We start from the raw sequence: 23,158 nt of genomic DNA, 5'->3' as shown, positions 1-23,158 counted from the left end.
GTTGCAGCGAGCGCGTCCCATTGCCGCCGCGCCGCCTATATATATTCGGCGCCAGTCGGGAGGAGGAGGTTCGCATGCAGGTTGGACAGGCCATCGCAGCGCTCTGGCTGTTCTGGGTGGTATCCTGGATCGTCGCTGCATCCTGGGCCGATCCAGCCCAAAAGCGCGCCACCATCGGGGCGGAGGCCCGCTATCGCGTCTTCTGGCTGGCCGGCACCGTCCTGCTGTTCGTTCCAGCGCACGGCTATGAAGGCAGGCTGAGATTGTGGACGCCGACCCTTGCCGAAGCCTGGGTCTGCGTTGCCCTGATCGCGGTCGGCATCGGCTTCGCATGGTGGGCACGCATCCATCTCGGGCGGTTGTGGTCCGCCACGGTCACAGCCAAGGCGGATCATCGCGTGGTCGACACCGGCCCCTATCGCCTGGTCCGGCATCCGATCTACACCGGGCTGCTGCTGGCTGTGGTTGCCACCATGGCGGCAAAGGGCACGGTCTGGGGCATTGCAGGTACGGCCCTGCTCATCATCGGCGTCGTCATCAAGGCGAGGCTGGAGGAGCGTTTCCTGCGCGACGAACTCGGACCCGCCTATGACGATTACGCCAGGCGGGTGCCGATGCTGGTTCCCTTCACGCCGGCCTAGCGCGGCATCACCTCAGAGCATTCTCAGCAGCGCGCCACCGATCGAATATCCCGCACCGAAGGCGCAGATCAGGCCGTGGTCGCCCGGTTTCATGTCGGCATGGTTCTCCGACAGCGCGATGATGGCTCCGGCGCCCGCCGTGTTGCCGAGCCGCTCCAGCACCATCGGTGCCCGGTCATGGCCGACCTCGTGGCCGAACGCCAGTTTCAGGATCATCGCATTCATGCGCGCATTGGCCTGGTGCAGCCAGAAGCGCCGCACCGCTTGCGGCGTCAGCCCGTGTTCGGCGAGGAATTCGACGATGAATTTATGCCCGGCGACGGTGACTTCCTTGAACACCTTGTTGCCGACCTGCTTGATGAGGTTGCCTTCCAGGTCGATCCTGTAGGGATCATCCTGGGCGGTACGGGTATGATAGCCGAGATTGGTGCGGATGTTGTTCGACATCTGCGTCCAGATGCGCGTGTCCAGCACCTCGAAGCGGCCCGGCCGCCTCTCACCCTGGGCAAGCCCCTCCACCACCATCGACACCGAAGCATCCCCGAAGATGAAATGCGTCTGCCGGTCGCGGAAATTGAGATGGCCGGTGATGATTTCCGGCGTCGTCACCAGGATGCGCTTGTGCGCGCCCGAGCGCACCAGATTGACCGCCACGTGCAGCGCAGCCGCGGCCGACGAACAGCCAAGCCCCATGTCGAAGCCCGCACCCCTCGTGCCCAGCGCCTCCTGCATTTCGATGGCGATCGCCGGATATGGCCTCTGCTGATGAGAGGACGAGCAGATCACCAGATCGATGTCCGAGGCCTCGACCCCGGCGTGGTCGATCGCCTTCCCAGCCGAAGCGATGCCGAATTCCGCCTGCAGCGAGAGCGCGTCGTCCGGACGCGCCGGAATGCGCGGCGCCATGCGGGTCGGGTCGAGAATGCCTTCACGCTCGACCACGTGGCGGGACTTCACACCTGAAGCATGAACGATGAAGTCGGCATCCGATTTCTGCAGCAGCGTCTCGCCGGTATCCTGGCGCCGCGCGTTCTCCGTGTCGACCCAGGCATTGAAGCTGGCGACCAGTTCCTCATTCGTGATGACAGGCTTGGGAATTTCAGCGCCGATGCCGCTGATGATGACGCGATGCATGTTTAAGTCCGTCCATCCGCGGGCGTTGCGGCTTGATGTGGGCGCCGAAACGTTTCGGCGCAACATTTTTCTCACTCGGCCGGTTTACGCCGGCTTAAACCAAGGTTTAGGCCGGCTTAAACCAAGGTTTTTCGCCAGCCTATCCCGCCCCCTTGGCGACGATGAAAATGCGGGGGAAACGCAGCAGCACCTTGCCATCGGCGGTCTTCGGATAGGCCTTGGCGACCTTGGCCGTGTAGCTGTCGAGGAACAGCTTGCGCTCATCGGCGTCCAGCGGATCGAGGAAGGGCTTCAGCCCTGTCGACTTCACCCACTCGACGATCGCGTCGGCATCGGCCAACGGATGGTTGTAGATGGTGTGCCAGATGTCGAGCCGAGCCGAGAGCGGCGACAGCAGGTCGTAGTAGAACGACACCGGCGGCAGCGGCGCACGGGCCGCATCCCTGATCTTTGCCGCGAAAGGCGCTTCGGCGGCGGTCTCCCGCATCAGGCGATGAGAATCCTCGGCCATATTGTCGGGCATCTGGACGGCCAGCGCGCCGCCGGGGGCCAGAAAACCCATCAGGCGCTGGAACACCGCCGGATGCTCCGGCAGCCACTGGAAGACGGCGTTGGCGAAGATCACGTTGACCGGCTCGGCCGGCTGCCAAGTCGACGCATCGGCGAGGTCGAAGCTGACATTGGGCAGCCGCGTCCTCGCCTTCTCGATCATGTCGGGAGAGGTGTCGAAGCCGCTCACTTGCGCATCCAGCCAGCGCTCGACCAGAAGTTCGGTCGAATTGCCCGGCCCGCAGCCGATATCGACTACCCGGCGCGGAAAGTCGACCGGCACTTGCGCCACGAGGTCACGCGCCGGGCGCGTGCGCTCGTCCTCGAATTTCAGATATTGGGCGGCGGACCAATCCCTACCTTCGTTTGTCGTCATATCCGTTTCCTATGATTTGATCCGACAATGCCGGTATCATTCGAAGCTAAGGGCAACTGGTCCCCTATTGCGTTGTCAGCCTCTTGATTGCTTTTGTCACCGAACGGTAAGCTTCGTCTTTCAACGTCTTCCGACAGTTTGGGGCCTTAATGAAATTTGGTTTCGAAGAGGCACAAACAAAATACAGCAGTGGTTCGCAACGAGCCAGAATTTGGACGGAGCAGTGGGTTTCCCGATGGATTTATTGCCCTAATTGCGCGAACTCGCGTCTGAGTCAGTTTCCTGCCAATCTGCCAGTTGCCGACTTCCTCTGCGGTAATTGCAACGATCAATTCGAGTTAAAAAGCCAAAGGAAGGCCTTCGGCGCAAAGGTAGCAGACGGAGCTTATTTTACCAAGATTGAGAGGCTGGCGTCCTCAACTAACCCGAATTTGATATTGCTCAACTATAGCCTGGGAACGATGGCGGTATTGAACGTTTGCATGGTGCCAAAACACTTCTTCATCCCAGAAATCATCGAGAAGAGAAATCCACTGGCCTCTACAGCCAGAAGAGCCGGTTGGATCGGCTCCAACATATTGCTTGGTCGCGTACCGCAATCGGGGCGAATTTGTATTGTTCGAGATGGGGTTCCGGTTCCAAAGGAAACCGTCATCGCACAATGGCAAAAAACCCTTTTTCTTCGCGAAGAAGACGCGGATGCTCGTGGTTGGCTAATCGAAGTAATGAAATGCCTCGACTTAATTGGCACGGTAGAATTTGATATCGAACAAGTTTATGCGTTCGAAGGACGACTGGGTGCCCTATACCCACACAACATGAATGTGAGGCCAAAAATTCGTCAGCAATTGCAACGCCTCAGAGATAGCGGATACCTCGATTTTATATCCCGCGGTCGCTATCGCATTAGGAGTAGTCGGCCGTGACGTCACAATGGGAGGGCTTGTCCAAATGGCGTGGTATCTAAATCACTACGAATGCTACAGATGCAGCGAGCACTGGACCGACGAATGGTCGTGCATGTGTGATGACGAATGTCCGAATTGCGGCGCGCGTCATGCAACGCCAATCGATAGTGAAGACCTTACCTTGCAAGTCTTGGCGGAAGCGGGCGAATTCGTAGTAGTAAGATCGCCCGACACTGCGGAACACAGTCCAGACTATGAAGAGGCCGGACGTTTCGCCAGCGAGGCACTGGCGAAACGATTTGCCCAGTTGGGAGCGAATTAGGCTAAGCCGGCAAGCCTTACCGCGTCAGCCTCTTGTAGGTCATGCGGTGCGGGTTGACGGCTTCAGGCCCGAGCCGGCGGATCTTGTCCTGCTCGTAATCCTCGAAATTGCCCTCGAACCACTCGACATGGCTGTCGCCCTCGAAGGCGAGAATGTGTGTCGCCAGACGGTCGAGGAACATGCGATCGTGCGAGATGATAACCGCGCAGCCGCCGAAATTTTCCAGCGCGTCTTCGAGCGCCGCCAGCGTTTCCGTATCGAGATCGTTGGTCGGTTCGTCGAGCAGCAGAACATTGCCGCCGGTCTTCAGCATCTTGGCCAGGTGCACGCGGTTGCGCTGACCGCCGGAGAGGTTGCCGACCTTCTGCTGCTGGTCGCCGCCGCGGAAGTTGAAGGACGCGCAATAGGCGCGGGTGTTGGCCTCGAACTTGCCGAGCTTGACCACTTCGGCGCCGCCCGAGATTTCTTCCCACACGGTCTTTGACGGATCGAGCGCATCGCGGCTCTGGTCGACATAGCCGAGCTTGACCGTCTCGCCGACGCGGACAGAACCCGCATCCGGCTTTTCCTGGCCGGTGATCATGCGGAACAATGTCGTCTTGCCGGCGCCGTTCGGGCCGATGACGCCGACAATGCCACCCGGCGGCAGCTTGAATTCGAGGCCTTCGATCAACAGCGTGTCGCCGAAGCCTTTCGACAGGCCCTCGACCTCGATGACCACGTTGCCGAGCCGCTCGCCATGCGGGATGACGATCTGTGTATCCGTCGGCCGCCGCTTGTCGGCTGCATCGAGCAGGTCCTGGAACGCCTGGATACGCGCCTTGGACTTGGTCTGGCGAGCCTTCGGGCTCGACTGGATCCACTCGCGCTCGCGGCCGATGGCACGTTGGCGGGCGTCGTCCTCGCGGCCTTCCTGCTTGAGGCGCTTGGCCTTGGCTTCGAGATACTTGGTGTAGTTGCCCTCATAAGGAATGCCGCGTCCGCGATCGAGTTCGAGAATCCAGCCGGTGACATTGTCGAGGAAGTAGCGGTCGTGGGTGATGATCATCACGGCGCCCGGATAGGCGCGCAGATGCTTTTCCAGCCACGCCGTCGTCTCGGCATCGAGATGGTTGGTCGGTTCGTCGAGCAGCAGAAGATCAGGCTGGCGCAGCAGCAACTGGCAGAGCGCGACGCGGCGGCGCTCGCCACCCGACAGCTTGGTGACGTTGGCATCCTTTGGCGGGCAGCCCAGCGCTTCCATTGCCATCTCGACCTGCTGTTCGAGATCCCACAGGTTCAGCCGGTCCATCTCGTCCTGGAGCTTGGCCGACTCGTCCGCCGTCTCGTCGGAATAGTTCATCATCAATTCGTTGTAACGCTCGATGATGGCGGTCTTGGCCGCGACACCTTCCATGATGTTTTCGAACACGGTCTTGTCGGGGTCGAGCGCCGGCTCCTGCGCCAGGTAGCCGACAGTGGCGCCTTCGGCGAGCCATGCCTCACCGCTCCAGTCCTTGTCGATGCCGGCCATGATCTTGAGGATCGTCGACTTGCCGGCGCCGTTTGGGCCCAGGATGCCGATCTTGGCGTCCGGGTAGAAGGACAGATGAACGTTCTCGAGCACCTTCTTGGTGCCATAGGCCTTGTTGAGGCCGGCCATGTGATAGATGAACTGGCGTGCCACGCGCGCTTTCCCTGAAAAATGACTGGATTTGTCGAATTGAATGGAGGTTGGCCGCTATGTAGGCGATGCGGCGCCGAACGGCAATCGCTTTTGCCATATCAAGCCAACCACACGGATAAGTGTGCACCGACGGCCAGGTTTTCAACCGGTCGATGGCGCGCGGAAATCTCCGGTTAACCCTTCCACGTCAAAACAGCATCGGAGTGGAATCGCTGGCTGGCCGCGATTTCGAAAAGAGAGCGGATCGACGGCATTGCTGAACAGTTTCCTGCTCCTTGCCGAAGCGATCGTCTACTTCAGCGTCATGGTGACGCTTTTCCGCTTCCGCAAGCGGATCGGCCTGGGCGTCTTCATCTGCGCACTCGGCGTCATGCATTTCCTGGAAACCTATCTCGCCAGCGTCTTCTACGTCGCGCTGCCGTTCGGCATGGTCTCGCCGGGCTCGGCGGTGCTGTTTTCGGGCAAGCTGGTGATGCTCCTTCTGCTCTACATGAAGGAGGATGCCGCCACCGTGCGCCAGCCGATCTATGGCCTGCTGCTCGGCAATGCGCTGATGATCGGTCTGGTTCTGCTCCTGCGCCTGCACGCCATCGCTCCGCTTCCCGATGGCCGGCTCCCCGACATCGGCTTCATCGACGAGATGGGCTGGCTGATGGTTTGGGGCACGACGCTGCTGTTCGTCGATGCCATCCTGATCATCCTGCTTTATGAGAAACTTGGACGCGTCCTGCGCAAGGCGCGGTTCGCACGCATCCTGATTTGCGTCGCCTGCGTGCTGACTTTTGATCAGGCGGGATTCTTCACCGCGCTGCATTTCGTTGCCGGCGCGCCGATCGCGGTCTTCTTCGGCGGCTGGTTCGCCAAGATGGCGGCAGCACTGACCTTCAGCGCCATGCTGGTCGCCTATCTCAAATGGTTCGAGGTCCGGGATGTCCAGATGCCGCGTGGGCTGACCGACATCTTCGAGACCTTGACCTATCGCGAACGCTACGAGGCGCTGGTCGAACATGTCGGCCGCGATGGCCTGACCGGACTGCTGCACAGGGGACGCTTCGATGCCGATGGCGAGGCCGCCGTCCAGTCCAGCCTGCGCACGGCGAGGCCGCTCAGCCTGCTCATCGTCGACGTCGACCACTTCAAGTCGATCAACGATCGTTTCGGCCATGCCGAAGGCGACAAGGTGCTGAAGGCGGTCGCAACCGTACTTTGCGAGGCGGCAGGCGCCGAGGACCAGGTGTTCCGGATCGGCGGCGAGGAATTCGCGATCCTGAGTTCGCGTCCACACTCCGTCGCCAGGCTCTTTGGCGAAAGCGTCCGCACCGCGCTCAAAGCATCGGCCGCCACCAGCCGGTTCGAATTGACCGTCAGCGCCGGCGTTTCCACCGTCAGCGAAACGACGCAGTGCCTGGCCGACCTGTTCGCGCTCGCCGACCAACGCCTTTACAAGGCGAAATCGACCGGACGCGACCGCGTCGTCGGCGAACCCGGCGGGCATGAAGCCGACGCCGATATCGCCTGGACCAGGTCCGCGCAGATCTAGCCAAAGTCAGTCCAGACCCAACCTTGTCGCTACGATTTCCCCTGCCGTGCCGGCGCGCTGCTCGTCATGCCACTCATGCAACCCCCGCTGAATGAACACCGCCATGCCAACATAACAGCAGGCACGGCAAGCGAAAGCCCGGCTGGCTGCCTAAATCCGTGCCCGTGCGTTACTGGAACCCGATCGCGTCGACCGTGCCGGTCGGGCAACCGGCCTTGTTGGTCGGCACGGAGGCCAGCAGCAGATCCTTGAGCGAGCTGTTCGGACCGATCGGGCCGGCAAGGCCAAGCGTCAGTTCCCCGATCAGCCGCCGGCCGCTCGACGGATCGATAAGGCAGGACACACGCACCCGGTCCCCTGCTCCCGCGCCGAAGGACTGGTCGAAGGCGCTGCGGATCTGGTCCGCGGTCAGCTTGCCGCCGATATTTTTGGCGAAGAGGTCGCGCACGGGCGAGCTGTTGACCTCACGCATCAAATGAAGGGCGTCGGAAAAATACTCCTGCTGGCTTTTGCCATAGCAGGTGCCGTGCTTGATCCATTCATGCCGTTCCAGCTTCGAGGCGGTGCCCGGCATCACCCTGTCGAGTTCGGCGCGGGTCTCGGCATCGAGGTTGACCGGTGGCAGGTCCTGCCAGTGAGCCGGATTGTCATTGGCCTTGTCGCTGGCAGTAGCCTGGCAATAGAAATTGCCGTTCGGCTGCGGCCACAGGCCGTGCAGCGTGAAATTGGTGGCGTCGAATTCGCCAAGGCTTTGCGCCTTGCATTCGGTCTTGTTCGACTTGGTCTCGCAGAAGGCCGGCTGCCAGCTCAGCGCGAAAACATATTCGGGTTTTCCCGAGGCCGCCGGCTTGCCTTGCCCGCCCGGTGCCGCCGGCGCGGTCACCGCACTGCTGCCCGAGAGATGGCCGCAGCTGACCTTCACCCAACGGCGCTCGGGATCGGCGCCCGGCACCAGGATGAGGTAGTGGGTCGGAGCGTCCTTGTTGCCGGCCAGCAATTGATAGGTCTTGCCCGCATCGGTCGAGACATTGCCGGGGTTCTTGGCGTTCTTGATCGCCTGCGTCGCGGGACAGGCAGCGTCGGCCACGAAGGTGCCGCTCATCTTGACGTCGGCATGCGCCGCGCCTGCCAGCGACCCCGCCAGCAAGGCCAATCCGAAAACAACAGCAATGCGCATGGAGATTCCCCTGCTGGAAAGTGGGCGACAGACTGAAACTGTCTCCATGTCAGAATTGCGATATTTTGCGGGCTCGTGGCAAGAAAGATCGTCGCGGAAAAGCCGGCAGGCCCGATTGACGCAAATCAGGCGCCGGCGCACACGTTGGACATTGCAAGGGCGGAACCAGGGGGAGGCCAGCCGGCATGCCATTCAGCCAGCAGCGCGTGGTCCGCTCGCCGACCGGCGCCGACCTCAATCTGTTCGTCCGGCAGGCCGACAGCTCTCCGCGTGCGGTGGTCCAGATCAATCATGGCCTGGCCGAGCATGCCGGGCGCTACGACCGCTTCGCCGGTTTCCTGTCCGCTCGGGGTTTCCATGTCTATGTCCATGATCACCGTGGCCATGGGACGACCAGGGCGCCCGACGCGCCGCTCGGCAGATTCGCCGACAAGGACGGCCCGGCCAAGGTGATCGCCGATGTCGACGCCATCCGTGATCTTATCGCCCGCGAGCAGCCTGACCTGCCGGTGATCCTTTTCGGCCACTCGATGGGCGCGTCCGTGGCGCTGAACTACTTGTTACGGCACTCGGATCGGATCCATGCCGCAGCCATCTGGAACGGCAATTTCTCGCAAGGCCTGCTCGGCCAGGTGGCGCTCGGCATCCTGGCCTGGGAACGGATGCGGCTGGGCTCCGATGTCCCGTCGCGCCTGCTGCCGAAACTCACCTTCCAGGCCTGGGGCAAGGCGGTCCCCGACCATCGCACCTTGTTCGACTGGCTTTCGCGCGACGATGCGGAGGTCGCGAAATACATCGCCGATCCGCTCTGCGGCTGGGATGCCTCCATATCGATGTGGCGCGATGTGGTCGCGATGGCGCTGAACGGCGGCAAGGATGCGGCCTTTGCCGGCATCCGGCGCGACCTTCCCGTCGCCATCGTTGGCGGCGAGAAAGACCCTGCCTCGGACTACGGCAAGGGCATCACCCATCTCGCGAACCGCATGCGCAAGATGGGCTTTTCTAATCTGGTTTCGAAGGTTTACCCCGGCACCCGCCACGAGAGCCTGAACGAGGCGAACCGGGACACCGTCATGGACGATTTCGCCAACTGGGCGGACGCTGTCCTGAAAGCCCGACGGTTTGGCCCATCGCAAGAACCGTGACAGCCGCCGCCGGGCTTGATAGAGGCTCTGCTTTCGCAGCGATCAGGATGATTGCAGCAACCACGGTGATTTATGGCCGAACCCCCGCTGAAAGGCGTCCGCGTCGTCGAACTCGCCCGCATTCTTGCCGGGCCCTGGGCCGGGCAGTTGCTTGCCGATCTCGGCGCCGATGTCATCAAGGTCGAGAGCCCCGATGGCGGCGACGACACCCGCAAATGGGGTCCGCCCTTCGTCATGAGCCACGACGGCGAGAACCTGTCGGCCGCCTATTACCATTCCTGCAATCGCGGCAAGCGCTCCATCGCCATCGACTTCTCGACGCCCGAAGGCGCCGAGACGGTGCGCCGGCTGGTCGCGACGGCGGATGTGCTGATCGAGAACTTCAAACTCGGCGGCCTGAAGAAATACGGGCTCGACCACGGCAGCCTGAAGGAAATCAACCCTCGCCTCGTCTACTGCTCGATCACCGGTTTCGGTCAGGATGGGCCTTATGCGCCTCGCGCGGGCTACGATTTCATCATCCAGGCCATGGCCGGCATGATGTCGATTACCGGCGAGCCCGGCCGCGAGCCGCAGAAAGCCGGCGTCGCCATCTCGGATATCTTCACCGGCCTCTATTCGGTCATCGCCATCCAGGCAGCACTTCGCCATGCCGAACAGACCGGCGAAGGCCAGCACATCGACATGGCGCTGTTCGACACCCAGATCTCGGCGCTCGGCAACCAGAACCTCAATTATCTCGTTTCCGGCAAGTCGCCGGTGCAGATGGGCAATGCCCATATGAACATTGCCCCCTACGAAGTGCTTCCGGTCAGGGACGGCCACATCATCCTGGCTGTCGGCAATGACGGCCAGTTCGCCAAATTCTGCGCCGCGGTCGGGCTGGGCGATTTGCCGGCCAATCCCGATTTCACCACCAATCCGGCCCGCGTCGCCAATCGCGTGGAACTTCGCGCACGCATCATCGAGGCGCTGAAGATTTTTGATCGCGATCCGCTGCTGGCGAAGCTCGAAGCCGCCAGCGTGCCGGCAAGCCCGATCAACACGATCGGCCAGATGTTCGACGACCCGCAGACCATTGCCCGCGGCATGCGGCTCGACCTCGACGACGGCCATGGCAACCGCCTGCCGTCGGTGCGCGCGCCGATGGTGATGTCGGGCACACCGCTTACTTACGAACGCCCCTCGCCGCGCCTTGGCGAGCACACTGACGAAATCCTTGCCGAACTGGAGAAGTCTGGGAAATGAAGACCGGTGGACAACTGATCGTCGACGCCCTCGAAGCCAATGGCACCGACCGTATGTTCTGCGTGCCGGGCGAATCCTACCTTGCGGTGCTTGACGCGCTGCATGATTCCTCGATCCGCACCATCGTCTGCCGCCAGGAAGGCGGTGCTGCCATGATGGCCGACTGCCAGGGCCGGCTGACCGGCAAGCCCGGCATCTGCTTCGTCACCCGCGGACCCGGCGCCACCAACGCTTCGGCCGGCATCCACATCGCCATGCAGGATTCGGTTCCCCTCATCCTGTTCATCGGCCAGGTCGCCAGCCACGCCAAGGAGCGCGAGGCGTTCCAGGAAGTGGACTATGTCAGGTTCTTCGGCGACATCGCCAAATGGGTGGTCGAGATCGACGACGCCTCGCGCATCCCCGAATTCGTCACGCGCGCCTTTGCCGTGGCGACGTCGGGCCGCCCCGGTCCGGTCGTCATATCGCTGCCTGAGGATATGCTGACCAGCGTCGTCGACGCGCCGGAAGCACTTCCGCACACGCCGGTCGAAACCTATCCCGGCGAGGCCGAACTCGACGCACTGGAAATGCTGCTTGCCGGCGCGAAGCGTCCCTTCGTCATTCTTGGCGGCACACGCTGGAACGCGGACGCGGTGGCGCGGATGCATGAGATCGCCGAGGCCTGGTCGCTTCCTGTCGGCTGTTCCTTCCGCCGCCAGATGCTGTTCGACCATCTTCATCCAAACTATGCCGGCGATGTCGGCATCGGCATCAATCCGAAGCTGGCGACGGCTATCAAGCAGGCGGACGTCGTTCTCTTGATCGGCGGGCGCATGGGCGAGATGCCCTCTTCCGACTACACGCTGCTGAAGAGCCCCTACCCCGACCAGGCCCTTGTGCATGTCCATGCCGATGCCGGCGAACTCGGCCGCGTCTACCGTCCGACCCTGGCGATCAATGCTTCGCCAGCGGCTTTCGTCGAGGCTTTCACCAAGCGCATGCCGGCCGGAACGCCATCATGGGCGGCCGAAACAGCCAAGCTGCATGCCGCCTATCTCGACTGGTCGACTCCGCCTGAAAACGGTCCCGGCCCGGTCCAGATGGGACCGATCATGAACTACCTGGAAAACGTGCTGCCGGACGATGCCATCCTCACCAATGGCGCCGGAAATTACGCAACCTGGGTACACCGCTTCCATCGCTTCCGCCGCTTCGCCACGCAAGGAGCGCCGACGTCGGGCTCGATGGGCTACGGCACCCCGGCGGCGGTCGCCGCCAAGGCGCTGTATCCGGAGCGCACAGTGGTCGCCTTCGCCGGCGACGGCTGCTTCCTGATGAACGGCCAGGAATTCGCCACCGCCGTGCAGTACGACCTGCCGATCGTCGTCATCGTCGTCAACAACGGTATTTACGGCACCATCCGCATGCACCAGGAACGCGAATATCCCGGCCGCGTCGTCGGCACCGATCTGAAGAACCCTGATTTTGCAGCACTTGCCCGCGCCTATGGCGGCCATGGCGAGACGGTGGAGAGGACAGCTGATTTCGCGCCTGCCTTCGAGCGCGCGCGAACCAGCGGCAAACCGGCGATCGTCGAGATCAGGCTCGATCCCGAAGCGATCACCCCGACCCGGACGATGACACAGATACGCGACAGGGCTTAAGGACCGGCAGGACAAAGGGCGGGCTGTCCCGCCGGCCTTCAAGCGTTAGCCGCGCTTCCGGCTCTACATCGCCTTTTCGATCTGGCCGCGAATCTCGCCGTCCTTGTTGGCCGCCGTGTGCACATTGACATAATACTTGCCGGCCTCGAGGTCAGCGGCCTGCGCATCGGTCAGCGTCGCCGACCCCTTGATCGGGCTCTTGAGCTTGCCTTTGAACGGGATCACCGGAGGCGCATTCTCGCCCGCCGCCGCCGGGCCGTGGATGTGCGCCGCTGTCGCCGGGCCGCTGAGGCCGGAATACTTCACGTTCCAGCTGAGCTTCTTCTTGGTGGTGTCGAAGGTGAGAGTGGCCGTCCCCTTGCCCTTCGTGGTGACGGCTGGGCTCTGCTGGCCGCCATCGAGGGTCGCCTTGTATTTTACCATCTCGGCCATGGCCGGTGATGCGAACAGGAAAGCGGTGGAAATGGCGAGCGCCGATAGCGCCGGCAGGAAGGAGTGAGCGCGCATGAAGGACCTCCGATTGACAAAGCGTGCGTCGCGGCTCCCCGACGCGCGCATGCTTCAATGCAACGGCTGGACGGCGCAATGTATCCCCGCACACGGTTTTGTGATTGGAGCGCATGGAAAAGGGGCGGTCGCCCGCCCCTTTGATCGTCAGACCCGGTCTCAGGCGCTGTTGATCGCGCCTGCGAGGCCTACTTGACCGCCTTATCGGTGATGGCGGTGGTATAGGCGCCTTTCGGCTCCTTGGTGATGATCTTCTGGTCGAGCAGCGCCTTGGCGGTGCGTTCGTAGGTCGCCGGGTCGAGCTTGCCGTCGGCATTGTCGATCAGCTTGGCAACTTCGCTCATCATCCGCTTCTGGTGATTCTCGTCCTGGCCGCCGCCGTCCATGACGATGCTTGCGGCTTCGTCATTGTTGTCGACCGCGTATTTCCATCCCTTCATCGAAGCGCGCACGAACCGCACCATCTTGTCCTCGAAAGCCGGATCCTTGAGCTTGTCTTCCGAGGCATAGAGGCCGTCCTCGAGCAGGTCGTTGCCCATGGCCGAGTAGTTGAACACGGTCAGCTGTTCGGGCTTGTAGCCGGCGTCGATCAGCTGCCAGTACTCATTGTAGGTCATGACCGAGATGCAATCGGCCTGCTTCTGGATCAGCGGCTGCACGTCAAAGCTCTGCTTCAGCACGGTGACGCCATCGGGGCCGCCCTCCGTCTTGAGGCCAAGCTTGTTCATCCACGCGTAGAACGGATATTCGTTGCCGAAGAACCAGACGCCGAGCGTATGACCCTTGAAGTCGGCTTCGGTCTTGATCGGGCCGTCCTTCGGGCAGACCAGCTCCATGCCGGCCTTCTTGAACGGCTGGGCGATGTTGACCAGCGGCACGCCCTTCTCGCGCGCGGCGAGCGCGCCGCCCATCCAGTCGACGATGACGTCGGCGCCGCCGCCGGCGATCACTTGCTCGGGGGCGATGTCGGGGCCGCCTGGCTTGATGTCGACGTCGAGGCCTTCAGCCTCATAGAAACCCTTGGCCTTGGCGACATAGTAGCCGGCAAACTGCGCCTGCGTGACCCATTTCAGCTGCAAGGTCACCTTGTCGGCGGCCATCGCCTGGAACGCGGCCAGCGACATCGCGCCGGCCAGAACTGGAATAATAAGTCTTTTCATTTTTTTACCCTCTGAAGTTAGTGCCCAAACCCACCGCCCCTATCCACCACGGACAGAGGGATGCCAAAACGTGACGGCCCTTTCGACAAGGGCGACCACGCCATAAAAGACCGAACCCGCAAGTGCTGCAACTGCGATTTCGGCCCACACCATGTCGATGTTCATCCGCCCGACCTCGGTCGAAATGCGGAATCCCATGCCGACGACGGGCGTGCCGAAGAACTCGGCGACGATGGCGCCGATCAGCGCCAGCGTCGAATTGATCTTCAGCGCGTTGAAGATGAAGGGAGCGGCGGCCGGCAGCCTGAGCTTGACGAGCGTCGGCCAGTAGCCCGACGCATAGGTGCGCATCAGGTCGCGCTCCATATGGCCGGACGCGGCGAGCCCGGCGACCGTATTCACCAGCATCGGGAAGAAGGTCATGATGATGACCACCGCCGCCTTGGATTGCCAGTCGAAGCCGAACCACATGACCATGATCGGCGCCACGCCGATGATCGGCAGCGCCGAGACCATATTGCCGATCGGCAGAAGTCCACGCCGCAGAAACGGTACGCGGTCGGCGAGAACAGCGGTGATGAAGCCAGCGCCGCTGCCCACCACATAGCCGAAGAGCACCGCCTTGAAGATGGTTTGCCGGACATCGGCGCCGAGCACCGGCAGCGAGCTGACGATGCGCGCGCCGATGGCGCTCGGCGGCGGCAGCAGGATGAAAGGAATGCCGGCGCCGCGTGTGACGGCTTCCCAGATGATCAGGATCCAGGCGCCGAAGATAGCGGGGATGACCAGACGCAGTGCGGTCCGGACCCATCCTGCCGTCGGCCGCAACCCCGAAAGCACCGCCACACAACGCCAGCCAAGCAGCCAGGCAGCCGCGAGCAGAAGGAAATACGGCGCCAGCGCCGTCCCTTCGAACCCTGCGATGCCCGATATCAGCAGCCAGGCGACGAGATGGGCCCCTATGAAGAGCACCACGGCCTCCGCCAGGGGCGGAATCCTGACCATGGAGATCAGCGCCGCCAGCACGGCCACGCCAAGCATCAAGCCCTTCATTCCGAGATAGGGGTAGCCGATACTGGCCGTCGGATCGGCAAGCGCTGCCGCTTCCGGCTTCGACATGGCGCCGAGCGCAATCGCGATCAGGCACAGCACGATCGCCAGCACGGCCTGCCAGGAAGGTTTCAGCCAGTTCATGCTGGCCTCCCGCCCATGGCGCGGTCAACGACGCGGCCGGCGATGCCAACCACCATCACCAGCAGCGCCGCCACGATGGAGCCGGCGACCAGCGCCGACCAGATGTCGATGGACTGGCTGTAATAGGCGCCCGCCAACAGCTTGGCGCCGATGCCGGCGACCGCGCCGGTCGGCAGTTCGCCGACGATTGCGCCCACCAGGCTTGCCGCCACCGCGACCTTCATCGAGGTGAACAGGAATGGCACCGAGGCTGGCACACGCAGTTTCCAGAAGGTCTGCGCGCGGCTGGCATTGTAGGTGTGCATCAGGTCGAGATGCATGATCTCGGGCGAGCGCAGGCCCTTCACCATGCCTACGGTTACCGGGAAGAACGACAGATAGGTCGAGATCATCGCCTTCGGGATCAGTCCGGTAATGCCGATTGCCGCCAGAACGACGATGATCATCGGCGCCACCGCCAGGATCGGAATGGTCTGCGAGGCGATGATCCACGGCATCAGGCTGCGGTCGAGCGTCGCGACATGGACGATGCCGACGGCGATGACGATGCCGAGTGCGGTGCCGAAGGCGAAGCCGAGCAGCGTCGAGGACAGCGTAACCCAGGCGTTGTAGACGAGACTGCGGTTTGAGGTGATGGGCCGCAGAAAAGTGTTCTCGAAGAAATTCACCGCCACCTGATGCGGCGCCGGCAGCGTCGGCTTGGGCTGCGACAGAGTCTTGCCGATGAGTTCGCCGAACGTGGAGGTTTCGTTGGCACGCCGGTCGAGATCGCGCTGGAAGGGCGCGTTGAGGATGACGGCGAAGATGTACCAGAGCACGACCACGCCCAGAAGGATGGAGGTTACGGGGATGATCTTGGAGCGGAAGCTATCCATGGGCGGGGCCTCCTCCTCTCCCCCACGGGGAGAGGATGGCCGGAGCGAAGCGAAGGCCGACCACCTTCGCCTTCGTCATCCTAGGGCGGAGCAACGCGAAGCGTCGCGCAGACCCTAGGATCCATTCCGTGACGTTGGCCGGGGGGTATAAGCGGTCGAGAGTGTTCGCCTTCGAACGCACAGCGTAAGGTGCATCGGTCTGCACCGCTGCGGAACGTTGAGGTAACGGCATGGATCCTAGGGTCTGCGCCGCGTCGCTTCGCTCCTTGCTTCGCCCTAGGATGACGAAGTCGCGATGGACTGCGCGCTTGTCGCTCCCCTCAATCATCATAACTATGCCCTGCCCTCAACCCATCGCGCACCCGCGCGGCGATCGCCAGAAACTCCGGCGTCTCGCGGATGTCGAGCGGCCGCTCTTTCGGCAGCGTCGATTCGATGATGTCGCTGACCCGGCCCGGGCGCGGCGACATAACGACGATGCGCGTCGACAGGTAGACGGCTTCCGGAATGGAGTGGGTGACGAAGCAGATGGTCTTGTTCGTCCGTCCCCACAGTTGCAGCAATTGCTCGTTGAGGTGGTCGCGCACGATCTCATCCAGCGCGCCGAACGGCTCGTCCATCAGCAACAGGTCGGCATCGAAGGCCAGCGCACGCGCGATCGAGGCGCGCTGCTGCATGCCGCCGGAAAGCTGCCAGGGGTATTTCTTCTCGAAGCCACTGAGGTTGACGAGGTCGAGCGTGCGCTTGATCCGCTCCGCCTGCTCGGTCTTGGACAGGCCCATGATTTCCAGCGGCAGCCCGACATTGCGCTCGATGGTGCGCCAGGGAAACAGGGCGGCGGCCTGGAAGACATAGCCGTAGGCACGCCTCTCGCGCGCCTGTTCCGGCGTCATGCCATTGACCGAGATCGTCCCCGAAGTGGGCTTTTCCAGATCGGCGATGACGCGCAGCAAAGTAGTCTTGCCGCAACCTGAAGGCCCGATGAAGGAGACGAACTCACCCTTGCCGATGGTCAGGTCGACATTGGACAGCGCCTGTACCGGCCCGTCATTGGTCTGGAAGGTGAGGCCCAGTTTGCTTGCCGAAACGACGGCTGGCGAAGGTCCCGTCATCGGTTGCTGCCTGCCTTCCGCCGCACGAAACCGATTGCTTTTATCGTGATGTTGTTTTCCACTCGACCCGTCCCATTGGCCCCAGTCCTGCTGAGTTTGTCCCGCTCGGCCGACGCCCGGAGTTTCCCCGATGTCGCCTAAACCGACTTGTCATCTTATCCGCCCTGAAAGCACTTATGAAGGCAAGCAGGGCCTGACCTACTTCGCCGGCATTGCCACCGAGTCGGTCGGCTCCTCCGGCATCTGCATGCACGTGCTCACCATGCCGCCCGGTGCCCGCGCCAAGGCGCATCTGCACGAGAACCATGAAACGGCGATCTACGTGCTCTCCGGCGAGGTCCATACCTGGTATGGCGACCGGCTGGAGCATCACATCGTCGTCAAGGCCGGCGACCTCTTCTACATTCCCGCAGGCGTGCCGCATTTGCCGGCCAATCTGAGCAATGCGCCGTCCTCGGCCGTCATCGCCCGCACCGATCCCAACGAACAGGAAAGCGTCGTCCTGCTGCCGGAACTGGACGCGCTCGTCGCCTGAGGGTGGTATTGGCGGGTTCGCCGGCCGAGGCTCAATAGCTCCAGGTCCGCGCTGCCCCTCATCTGCCTGCCGGCATCTTCTCCCCGTAGAGAGACGGGGAGAAGGACGCCGTCGCGAAGGATTCCGCCAATCGCCTGCGTTGGCAGAAAGGGCACCGAGATCGCACTCGGCCCCCTTCTCCCCGTCACTATACGGGGAGAAGATGCCGGCAGGCAGATGAGGGGCGGCGCCGACCTCGGCAATCATCTGCACCGAGACACTTCCCCGTATACGCTGCCGTCCTCGTCGGCGATCACCAACTTCTTGGCATTCTTGGCGCTGTGCTTGATCGTGAAGGTGGCGGGCGACTTTCCCTCCTCGCCTTCGGCTTCGCACTCTGCCTTGACCGTCAGCGAACCATCGGCCTCACCGTGTTTGCCGGTGAAGGCGCAGGCACTGGTCGCGGTGATAAAATCGGTGTCGGTCAGCAGCAGCATGTCTTCGGCATAGACCTTCTGGCCGTTCTTGTTGATGCAGCCGGACTTATTGCCATAGGGCTTGGACAGGTCGATGCCGGCCGCAGAGGCGGAGCCGGCTGCCAGAACAACAACGGCGGTGAGATAGAGCCCCGCGCACCTCACCTCAAACACCCGTCGCCGGAATGCCTGTCCGCTCGACCTTGCGCGGCGCGGTGATCTCCTTCCAGGTCGACAGCGCCCGGTTGACGGCCGCGTTCGGTTCGCGGCCGACGAACTCACCATGGCCAGGCTTGGCCTTGACCTCGCCCTCCTCGACCGACAGCTCGCCGCGCGAGAACACGAAGCGCGGCAGTCCAGTCACCTCGACGCCTTCGAAGACGTTGTAGTCGATGACGGACTGCTGCTTCTCAGCGGAAATCTTCTTCTTGCGCTGGGGGTCCCAGACGATGATGTCGGCATCCGCGCCTTCGACGATCGCGCCCTTCTTCGGATACATGTTGAGGATCTTGGCGATGTTGGTCGAGGTCACGGCGACAAACTCGTTCATCGTCAGTCGGCCGGTATTGACGCCTTTGGTCCACAGCACCGGCAACCGGTCCTCGAGGCCACCCGTGCCGTTGGGGATCTTGGTGAAATTGCCGACGCCGAAGCGCTTCTGGTCGGTGGTGAAGGCGCAATGGTCGGTCGCCACCACCTGCAGCGAACCGGCCTGCAGGCCGGCCCATAGCGAATCCTGGTGCAGTTTGTTGCGGAAGGGTGGGCTCATCACGCGGCGCGCCGCATGGTCCCAGTCCTTGTCGAAATACTCGCTCTCGTCCAGCGTCAGGTGCTGGATCAGCGGCTCGCCGAACACCCGCATGCCTTTCTGGCGTGCCCGGCGGATCGCCTCGTGGCTCTGTTCGCACGAGACATGCACTACATAGAGCGGCACGCCCGCCATGTCGGCGATCATGATGGCGCGGTTGGTCGCCTCACCCTCCACTTCCGGCGGGCGCGAATAGGCATGTCCCTCGGGGCCATTATTGCCGGCGGCAAGCAGCTTCTGCGACAGGGCCGCGACCACGTCGCCATTCTCGGCATGCACCAGCGGCAGCGCGCCGAGGTCGGCACAGCGCTGGAACGACGCGTACATCTCGTCGTCGTCGACCATCAGCGCGCCCTTGTACGCCATGAAGTGCTTGAACGAGGTGATGCCCTTGTCGACCACGGTGGCCATCTCGTCGAACACCTGCTTGCCCCACCAGGTGATCGCCATGTGGAACGAATAATCGCAGGACGCCCTCGAGGTCTTGTTGTCCCACATCTGCAGGGCTTCGAGCAGCGATTGCTGCGGCGCCGGCAGACAGAAATCGACCACCATGGTGGTGCCGCCGGCCAAGGCTGCCCGCGTGCCGGATTCGAAATCATCGGCCGAATAGGTGCCCATGAACGGCATTTCGAGATGGGTGTGCGGGTCGATGCCGCCCGGCATCACATAGCAGCCGGTGGCGTCGTACTCATGGTCGCCATGCAGGTCCGAGCCGATGGCGACGATCCTGCCGTGCTGCATCAGCACGTCGGCCTTCCAGGTTCGGTCGGCGGTTACGACGGTGCCGTTCTTGATGACTTTGGTCATTTTGCTGTTCCCTTGTTCTTCTCTTCCCGCTTCTTGGTGAGCGGCGTTTGAAGGTAAATCTCTAAGTTCACTCAACGATAACGGCCGTCTCCACCACGGCATGGAACAGAACGTCGGCGCCGGCCGCTGCCCATTCCTTGGTGATCTCTTCCGCCTCATTGTGGCTTAACCCATCCACGCAAGGGCACATCACCATGGCGGTCGGCGCGACGCGGTTGATCCAGCAGGCGTCGTGGCCGGCACCCGAGACGATGTTGCGGTGCGTGTAGCCAAGCCGCTCGGCCGCATCGCGGATCGCCTTGACGCAGCCCTTGTCGAAAGTGACCGGATCGAAAGCGCCGACCTGCTCGATCTTGTACTGGATGTCGAGCGCGTCGCAGATCGTGTCGATGCCTTCGCGGATGCGGCCATCCATGGCGTCAAGCACTTCCTTTTCCGGCGAGCGTATGTCGATGGTGAAGACGGTGCGCCCGGCGATGATGTTGCGCGAGTTGGGATAGACCTCCATGTGGCCGACCGCGCCGACGGCGTCGGGCTGGTAGTCCATGGCGATCTCGTGGACCAATTCGATCACCCGCGCCATGCCGAGCCCGGCATTGCGGCGCTTGGGCATCGGCGTCGAGCCGGTATGCGCCTCCTTGCCGGCCAGCGTCACCTGCAGCCATTTCAGGCCCTGGCCATGGGTGACGACACCGATGTCGATGTCCTCGTCCTCGAGGATCGGGCCCTGTTCGATATGCAGTTCGAAGAAGGCGTGGATCTTGCGATCACCAACCTTCTCGGTGCCCTTCCAGCCGATGCGCTCCAGTTCCTCGCCGAATTTCTTGCCGTTCTTGTCCGTGTGCTCGTAGACATCGGCCTGGTCGAGCACGCCAGCGAACACACCGGACGCCATCATGGCCGGCGCGAAGCGCGCGCCCTCCTCGTTGGTCCAGTTGGTGACGACGATCGGATGTTTGGTCTTGATGTCGAGATCATTGAGCGAGCGCACGATCTCCAGGCCGCCCAGAACGCCGAGAACGCCATCATATTTGCCGCCGGTCGGTTGCGTATCGAGATGGCTGCCGACATAGACCGGAGGCAGGCTGGGGTCGGTGCCTTCGCGGCGGGCAAACATGGTGCCCATCTCGTCGACGCCCATTTCGAGCCCCGCGGCATCGCACCAGCGCTTGAACAGATGCCGGCCCTCGCCATCCTCGTCGGTCACGGTCTGGCGATTGTTGCCGCCGGCAATGCCGGGGCCGATCTTCGCCATCTCCATCAGCGAATCCCACAAACGGTCTGAATTGATTCGCAGATTCTCGCCGGGTGCGGCCATTCAAAACCTCATCAATTGCGGGGCGTCCCCCTCCCCCTCGAGGGGAGGGTGGCCGCGAAGCGGTCGGGTGGGGTCGGCTGACATACGCTCGACTTTTTCCTTGACCACCTGCGCGACATGCCAAGCGCTGTTTATGACATCGGGTTCGTCGACACGGAAGACCTCGAACCCAAGCGATCGTAGATACGCGTCACGAACGGCATCGTGCTGCTTGCCCTTTTCGTGCTCATGCAAATCGCCGTCGACTTCAACAATCAGCTTTGTAGAAAAGCAGGCAAAGTCAACGATATAGGGCCCAATCGGACATTGTCGGCGAAACTTGATTCCGTTTGTTTTCAACTCACGCAATTCATACCAAAGAAGGGATTCGCCTTTGGTCGCGTGAACTCGAAGCGCGCGCGCCTTTTGGCGCATTTCGAAGCTCACGCGGGTACGGGGCATCAGAAGCGACCTCGCGGCAAAGGATCACGTCGGCACCCGGTCGAACCGACCCCACCCGACCGCTTCGCGGCCACCCTCCCCTCGAGGGGGAGGGATATCGGCGCCCAGTTCTTCAATCGATCATCCTAAGCACTTCACGCACATGGTCGATCAGTTCGTTGATCTGGCCCTTGGTGATGATCAGCGGCGGCGACAGTGCGATGATGTCGCCGGTGGTGCGGATCAGCGCGCCGCGCTCGAACGCCTTGACGAACGCCGAGAAGGCCCGCTTTGTCGGACTGCCGGCGATCGGCGCCAGTTCGATCGCACCGATCAGGCCGATGTTCCTGATGTCGATGACATGCGGTTCGCCCTTCAGCGAATGCAGTGCATCTTCCCAGTAAGGCGCCAGTTCGTCGCCGCGCGTCAGCAGGCCCTCTTCCTTGTAGGTGTCGAGCGTGCCGAGTGCGGCCGCACAGGCGATCGGGTTGCCCGAATAGGTGTAGCCGTGGAAGAACTCGATCATGTGCTCGGGGCCGGTCATGAAGGCGTCGTGGATTTCCTTCTTCACGAACACCGCGCCCATCGGGATGACGCCGTTGGAGACGCCCTTGGCGGTGGTCATGATGTCGGGCGTGACGCCGAAATAGTCGGCCGCGAACGGCGCGCCGAGACGGCCGAAGCCGGTGATGACCTCGTCGAAGATCAACAGGATGCCGTGCTTGGTGCAGATTTCGCGCAGCTTCTCGAGATAGCCCTTCGGCGGCAGGATGACGCCCGTGGAACCCGCGACCGGCTCGACGATGACGGCGGCGATGGTCGAGGCGTCATGCAGGGCGACGATACGCTCAAGCTCGTTGGCGAGCTCCGCGCCATACTCCGGCACGCCTTTGGAGAAGGCGTTCTTCTCCGGCAGATGCGTGTGCGGCATGTGGTCGACGCCGCCCAGCAACGTGCCGAACATCTTGCGGTTGGTGACGATGCCGCCGACCGAGATGCCGCCGAAATTGACGCCGTGATAACCGCGCTCGCGGCCGATGAGCCGGGTGCGCGACCCTTCGCCCTTCACGCGGTGATAGGCGATCGCCATCTTCAGCGCCGTTTCGACAGATTCCGAACCGGAATTGGTGAAGAAGACATGGTCCATGCCCTTGGGCGCGAGGTCGACCAAGCGGTTCGCCAGTTCGAACACGATCGGATGGCCCATCTGGAAGGCGGGTGCATAGTCGAGTTCGGCGGCCTGGTGCTGGATCGCCTCGGTGATCTTGGGGCGGCAATGGCCGGCGTTGACGCACCACAGGCCAGCGGTGCCGTCCAATACCTTGCGGCCATCGCTGGTTGTGTAATGCATGTCCTTGGCGGACACGAACATGCGCGGCGCCTGCTTGAACTGCCGGTTTGCCGTGAACGGCATCCAGAATGCGCTGAGATCGTTCGGCGTGACTTTCAGCCGGTTGGACATGACCAAGACTTCCCCTTGTAACCTGTTTCGCTGCGTCCAACGCTTGGTCTTTGCCGCGCTTTCATGCTACGCAAATTTTGACCGATTGGACAAACGTTTAGCACCGCCATGTCGGCGGTCAATGGATTACTAGCGGAAATGCGGCTCCTG

21 protein-coding genes are annotated in these 23,158 nt (G+C 62.4%); 7 read left to right on the top strand and 14 right to left on the bottom strand.

Annotation, left to right across the window (positions count from 1 at the left end):
* The first annotated feature begins 74 nt into the window (after window positions 1-74).
* Window positions 75-641 (top strand): methyltransferase family protein, encoded by a 567-nt coding sequence (locus MESAU_RS16490; protein ID WP_015317177.1) that lies wholly within the window; start codon window positions 75-77, stop codon window positions 639-641.
* 12 nt (window positions 642-653) lie between these two features.
* Here MESAU_RS16490 and MESAU_RS16485 read toward each other — a convergent pair whose 3' ends face one another.
* Both MESAU_RS16485 and tam read right to left on the bottom strand, forming a co-directional pair.
* Complete coding sequence (locus MESAU_RS16485) at window positions 654-1,775, bottom strand: beta-ketoacyl-ACP synthase III (RefSeq protein ID WP_015317176.1); 1,122 nt, start codon at window positions 1,773-1,775, stop codon at window positions 654-656.
* Between the two features lie 139 nt (window positions 1,776-1,914).
* Window positions 1,915-2,700 (bottom strand): trans-aconitate 2-methyltransferase, encoded by a 786-nt coding sequence (gene tam, locus MESAU_RS16480; RefSeq protein WP_015317175.1) that lies wholly within the window; start codon window positions 2,698-2,700, stop codon window positions 1,915-1,917.
* Between the two features lie 149 nt (window positions 2,701-2,849).
* Here tam and MESAU_RS30265 point away from each other — a divergent pair, with 149 nt between their 5' ends.
* Entirely contained in the window at window positions 2,850-3,626 is a 777-nt protein-coding gene (locus tag MESAU_RS30265) for a DpnI domain-containing protein (RefSeq protein WP_015317174.1), read from the top strand.
* Window positions 3,627-3,946: 320 nt separating this feature from the next.
* On the opposite strand, the gene ettA is transcribed toward MESAU_RS30265, so the two are convergent.
* Window positions 3,947-5,596: an energy-dependent translational throttle protein EttA gene (gene ettA, locus MESAU_RS16475; protein ID WP_015317172.1), complete on the bottom strand. Its 1,650-nt coding sequence runs from the start codon at window positions 5,594-5,596 to the stop codon at window positions 3,947-3,949.
* Between the two features lie 253 nt (window positions 5,597-5,849).
* Here ettA and MESAU_RS16470 point away from each other — a divergent pair, with 253 nt between their 5' ends.
* Window positions 5,850-7,136 carry a GGDEF domain-containing protein gene (locus MESAU_RS16470; RefSeq protein ID WP_015317171.1) on the top strand — a complete coding sequence of 429 codons (1,287 nt, stop codon included), beginning with the start codon at window positions 5,850-5,852 and terminating at the stop codon, window positions 7,134-7,136.
* Between the two features lie 169 nt (window positions 7,137-7,305).
* Here the strand turns inward: MESAU_RS16470 and MESAU_RS16465 are convergent, their stop codons facing one another.
* Complete coding sequence (locus MESAU_RS16465) at window positions 7,306-8,313, bottom strand: ribonuclease T2 family protein (RefSeq protein ID WP_015317170.1); 1,008 nt, start codon at window positions 8,311-8,313, stop codon at window positions 7,306-7,308.
* A 185-nt stretch (window positions 8,314-8,498) separates the two neighbouring features.
* Between MESAU_RS16465 and MESAU_RS16460 the strand changes: the two genes are divergently transcribed.
* From MESAU_RS16460 to MESAU_RS16450, 3 genes are all read left to right on the top strand, one after another.
* The gene (locus tag MESAU_RS16460) at window positions 8,499-9,458 is read left to right on the top strand and encodes an alpha/beta fold hydrolase (RefSeq protein WP_015317169.1); all 960 of its coding nucleotides are present in this window, start codon (window positions 8,499-8,501) and stop codon (window positions 9,456-9,458) included.
* 72 nt (window positions 9,459-9,530) lie between these two features.
* Entirely contained in the window at window positions 9,531-10,706 is a 1,176-nt protein-coding gene (locus MESAU_RS16455; protein ID WP_015317168.1) for a CaiB/BaiF CoA transferase family protein, read from the top strand.
* On the top strand, window positions 10,703-12,352 hold the full coding sequence (locus MESAU_RS16450) for a thiamine pyrophosphate-binding protein (RefSeq protein WP_015317167.1): 1,650 nt from the start codon (window positions 10,703-10,705) through the stop codon (window positions 12,350-12,352). The genes MESAU_RS16455 and MESAU_RS16450 overlap by 4 nt, the downstream gene beginning before the upstream one ends.
* A 63-nt stretch (window positions 12,353-12,415) precedes the next feature.
* Here MESAU_RS16450 and MESAU_RS16445 read toward each other — a convergent pair whose 3' ends face one another.
* The 5 genes from MESAU_RS16445 to MESAU_RS16420 all read right to left on the bottom strand — a co-directional run bounded on the left by MESAU_RS16445 (window position 12,416) and on the right by MESAU_RS16420 (window position 17,200).
* Complete coding sequence (locus MESAU_RS16445; RefSeq protein WP_015317166.1) at window positions 12,416-12,859, bottom strand: CHRD domain-containing protein; 444 nt, start codon at window positions 12,857-12,859, stop codon at window positions 12,416-12,418.
* A 188-nt stretch (window positions 12,860-13,047) separates the two neighbouring features.
* The gene (locus MESAU_RS16440; protein ID WP_015317165.1) at window positions 13,048-14,019 is read right to left on the bottom strand and encodes an ABC transporter substrate-binding protein; all 972 of its coding nucleotides are present in this window, start codon (window positions 14,017-14,019) and stop codon (window positions 13,048-13,050) included.
* A gap of 39 nt (window positions 14,020-14,058) precedes the next feature.
* Window positions 14,059-15,213 carry an ABC transporter permease gene (locus MESAU_RS16435; protein ID WP_015317164.1) on the bottom strand — a complete coding sequence of 385 codons (1,155 nt, stop codon included), beginning with the start codon at window positions 15,211-15,213 and terminating at the stop codon, window positions 14,059-14,061.
* Window positions 15,210-16,088 carry an ABC transporter permease gene (locus tag MESAU_RS16430; RefSeq protein WP_015317163.1) on the bottom strand — a complete coding sequence of 293 codons (879 nt, stop codon included), beginning with the start codon at window positions 16,086-16,088 and terminating at the stop codon, window positions 15,210-15,212. Before MESAU_RS16430 ends, MESAU_RS16435 begins: the two co-directional genes overlap by 4 nt.
* A gap of 320 nt (window positions 16,089-16,408) precedes the next feature.
* Window positions 16,409-17,200: an ABC transporter ATP-binding protein gene (locus MESAU_RS16420; RefSeq protein WP_015317161.1), complete on the bottom strand. Its 792-nt coding sequence runs from the start codon at window positions 17,198-17,200 to the stop codon at window positions 16,409-16,411.
* A gap of 130 nt (window positions 17,201-17,330) precedes the next feature.
* Here MESAU_RS16420 and MESAU_RS16415 point away from each other — a divergent pair, with 130 nt between their 5' ends.
* Window positions 17,331-17,735, top strand: coding sequence for a cupin domain-containing protein (locus MESAU_RS16415; RefSeq protein WP_015317160.1), 405 nt, complete (start codon window positions 17,331-17,333; stop codon window positions 17,733-17,735).
* A 242-nt stretch (window positions 17,736-17,977) separates the two neighbouring features.
* Here the strand turns inward: MESAU_RS16415 and MESAU_RS16410 are convergent, their stop codons facing one another.
* The 5 genes from MESAU_RS16410 to aptA form a co-directional block, all read right to left on the bottom strand.
* A complete protein-coding gene (locus tag MESAU_RS16410; RefSeq protein WP_015317159.1) occupies window positions 17,978-18,364 on the bottom strand; it encodes a hypothetical protein in 387 nt (128 codons plus the stop codon).
* Window positions 18,357-19,808, bottom strand: a complete 1,452-nt coding sequence (gene hydA, locus MESAU_RS16405) for a dihydropyrimidinase (protein ID WP_015317158.1) — start codon at window positions 19,806-19,808, stop codon at window positions 18,357-18,359. Before hydA ends, MESAU_RS16410 begins: the two co-directional genes overlap by 8 nt.
* A 67-nt stretch (window positions 19,809-19,875) precedes the next feature.
* Window positions 19,876-21,126 (bottom strand): Zn-dependent hydrolase, encoded by a 1,251-nt coding sequence (locus MESAU_RS16400; protein WP_015317157.1) that lies wholly within the window; start codon window positions 21,124-21,126, stop codon window positions 19,876-19,878.
* Window positions 21,127-21,567 carry an endonuclease domain-containing protein gene (locus tag MESAU_RS16395; RefSeq protein ID WP_015317156.1) on the bottom strand — a complete coding sequence of 147 codons (441 nt, stop codon included), beginning with the start codon at window positions 21,565-21,567 and terminating at the stop codon, window positions 21,127-21,129.
* A gap of 112 nt (window positions 21,568-21,679) precedes the next feature.
* Window positions 21,680-23,008, bottom strand: coding sequence for an omega-aminotransferase AptA (aptA, locus tag MESAU_RS16390; RefSeq protein WP_015317155.1), 1,329 nt, complete (start codon window positions 23,006-23,008; stop codon window positions 21,680-21,682).
* Window positions 23,009-23,158 lie beyond the last annotated feature (150 nt).

Source organism: Mesorhizobium australicum WSM2073 (assembly GCF_000230995.2).
Lineage (GTDB): Bacteria > Pseudomonadota > Alphaproteobacteria > Rhizobiales > Rhizobiaceae > Mesorhizobium > Mesorhizobium australicum.
The sequence above is the reverse complement of the archived record's forward strand: the minus strand, read 5'-3'. Positions and strand labels throughout refer to the sequence as shown.

Excerpts from the sequence above, each read along its gene's own strand:
- MESAU_RS16490 (WP_015317177.1), top strand. The coding sequence starts at position 75 with ATGCAGGTTGGACAGGCCATCGCAGCGCTCTGGCTGTTCTGGGTGGTA.
- MESAU_RS16485 (WP_015317176.1), bottom strand. The coding sequence starts at position 1,775 with ATGCATCGCGTCATCATCAGCGGCATCGGCGCTGAAATTCCCAAGCCT.
- tam (WP_015317175.1), bottom strand. The coding sequence starts at position 2,700 with ATGACGACAAACGAAGGTAGGGATTGGTCCGCCGCCCAATATCTGAAA.
- MESAU_RS30265 (WP_015317174.1), top strand. The coding sequence starts at position 2,850 with ATGAAATTTGGTTTCGAAGAGGCACAAACAAAATACAGCAGTGGTTCG.
- MESAU_RS16465 (WP_015317170.1), bottom strand. The coding sequence starts at position 8,313 with ATGCGCATTGCTGTTGTTTTCGGATTGGCCTTGCTGGCGGGGTCGCTG.
- MESAU_RS16460 (WP_015317169.1), top strand. The coding sequence starts at position 8,499 with ATGCCATTCAGCCAGCAGCGCGTGGTCCGCTCGCCGACCGGCGCCGAC.
- MESAU_RS16455 (WP_015317168.1), top strand. The coding sequence starts at position 9,531 with ATGGCCGAACCCCCGCTGAAAGGCGTCCGCGTCGTCGAACTCGCCCGC.
- MESAU_RS16450 (WP_015317167.1), top strand. The coding sequence starts at position 10,703 with ATGAAGACCGGTGGACAACTGATCGTCGACGCCCTCGAAGCCAATGGC.
- MESAU_RS16445 (WP_015317166.1), bottom strand. The coding sequence starts at position 12,859 with ATGCGCGCTCACTCCTTCCTGCCGGCGCTATCGGCGCTCGCCATTTCC.
- MESAU_RS16440 (WP_015317165.1), bottom strand. The coding sequence starts at position 14,019 with ATGAAAAGACTTATTATTCCAGTTCTGGCCGGCGCGATGTCGCTGGCC.
- MESAU_RS16435 (WP_015317164.1), bottom strand. The coding sequence starts at position 15,213 with ATGAACTGGCTGAAACCTTCCTGGCAGGCCGTGCTGGCGATCGTGCTG.
- MESAU_RS16430 (WP_015317163.1), bottom strand. The coding sequence starts at position 16,088 with ATGGATAGCTTCCGCTCCAAGATCATCCCCGTAACCTCCATCCTTCTG.
- MESAU_RS16420 (WP_015317161.1), bottom strand. The coding sequence starts at position 17,200 with ATGACGGGACCTTCGCCAGCCGTCGTTTCGGCAAGCAAACTGGGCCTC.
- MESAU_RS16415 (WP_015317160.1), top strand. The coding sequence starts at position 17,331 with ATGTCGCCTAAACCGACTTGTCATCTTATCCGCCCTGAAAGCACTTAT.
- hydA (WP_015317158.1), bottom strand. The coding sequence starts at position 19,808 with ATGACCAAAGTCATCAAGAACGGCACCGTCGTAACCGCCGACCGAACC.
- MESAU_RS16400 (WP_015317157.1), bottom strand. The coding sequence starts at position 21,126 with ATGGCCGCACCCGGCGAGAATCTGCGAATCAATTCAGACCGTTTGTGG.
- MESAU_RS16395 (WP_015317156.1), bottom strand. The coding sequence starts at position 21,567 with ATGCCCCGTACCCGCGTGAGCTTCGAAATGCGCCAAAAGGCGCGCGCG.
- aptA (WP_015317155.1), bottom strand. The coding sequence starts at position 23,008 with ATGTCCAACCGGCTGAAAGTCACGCCGAACGATCTCAGCGCATTCTGG.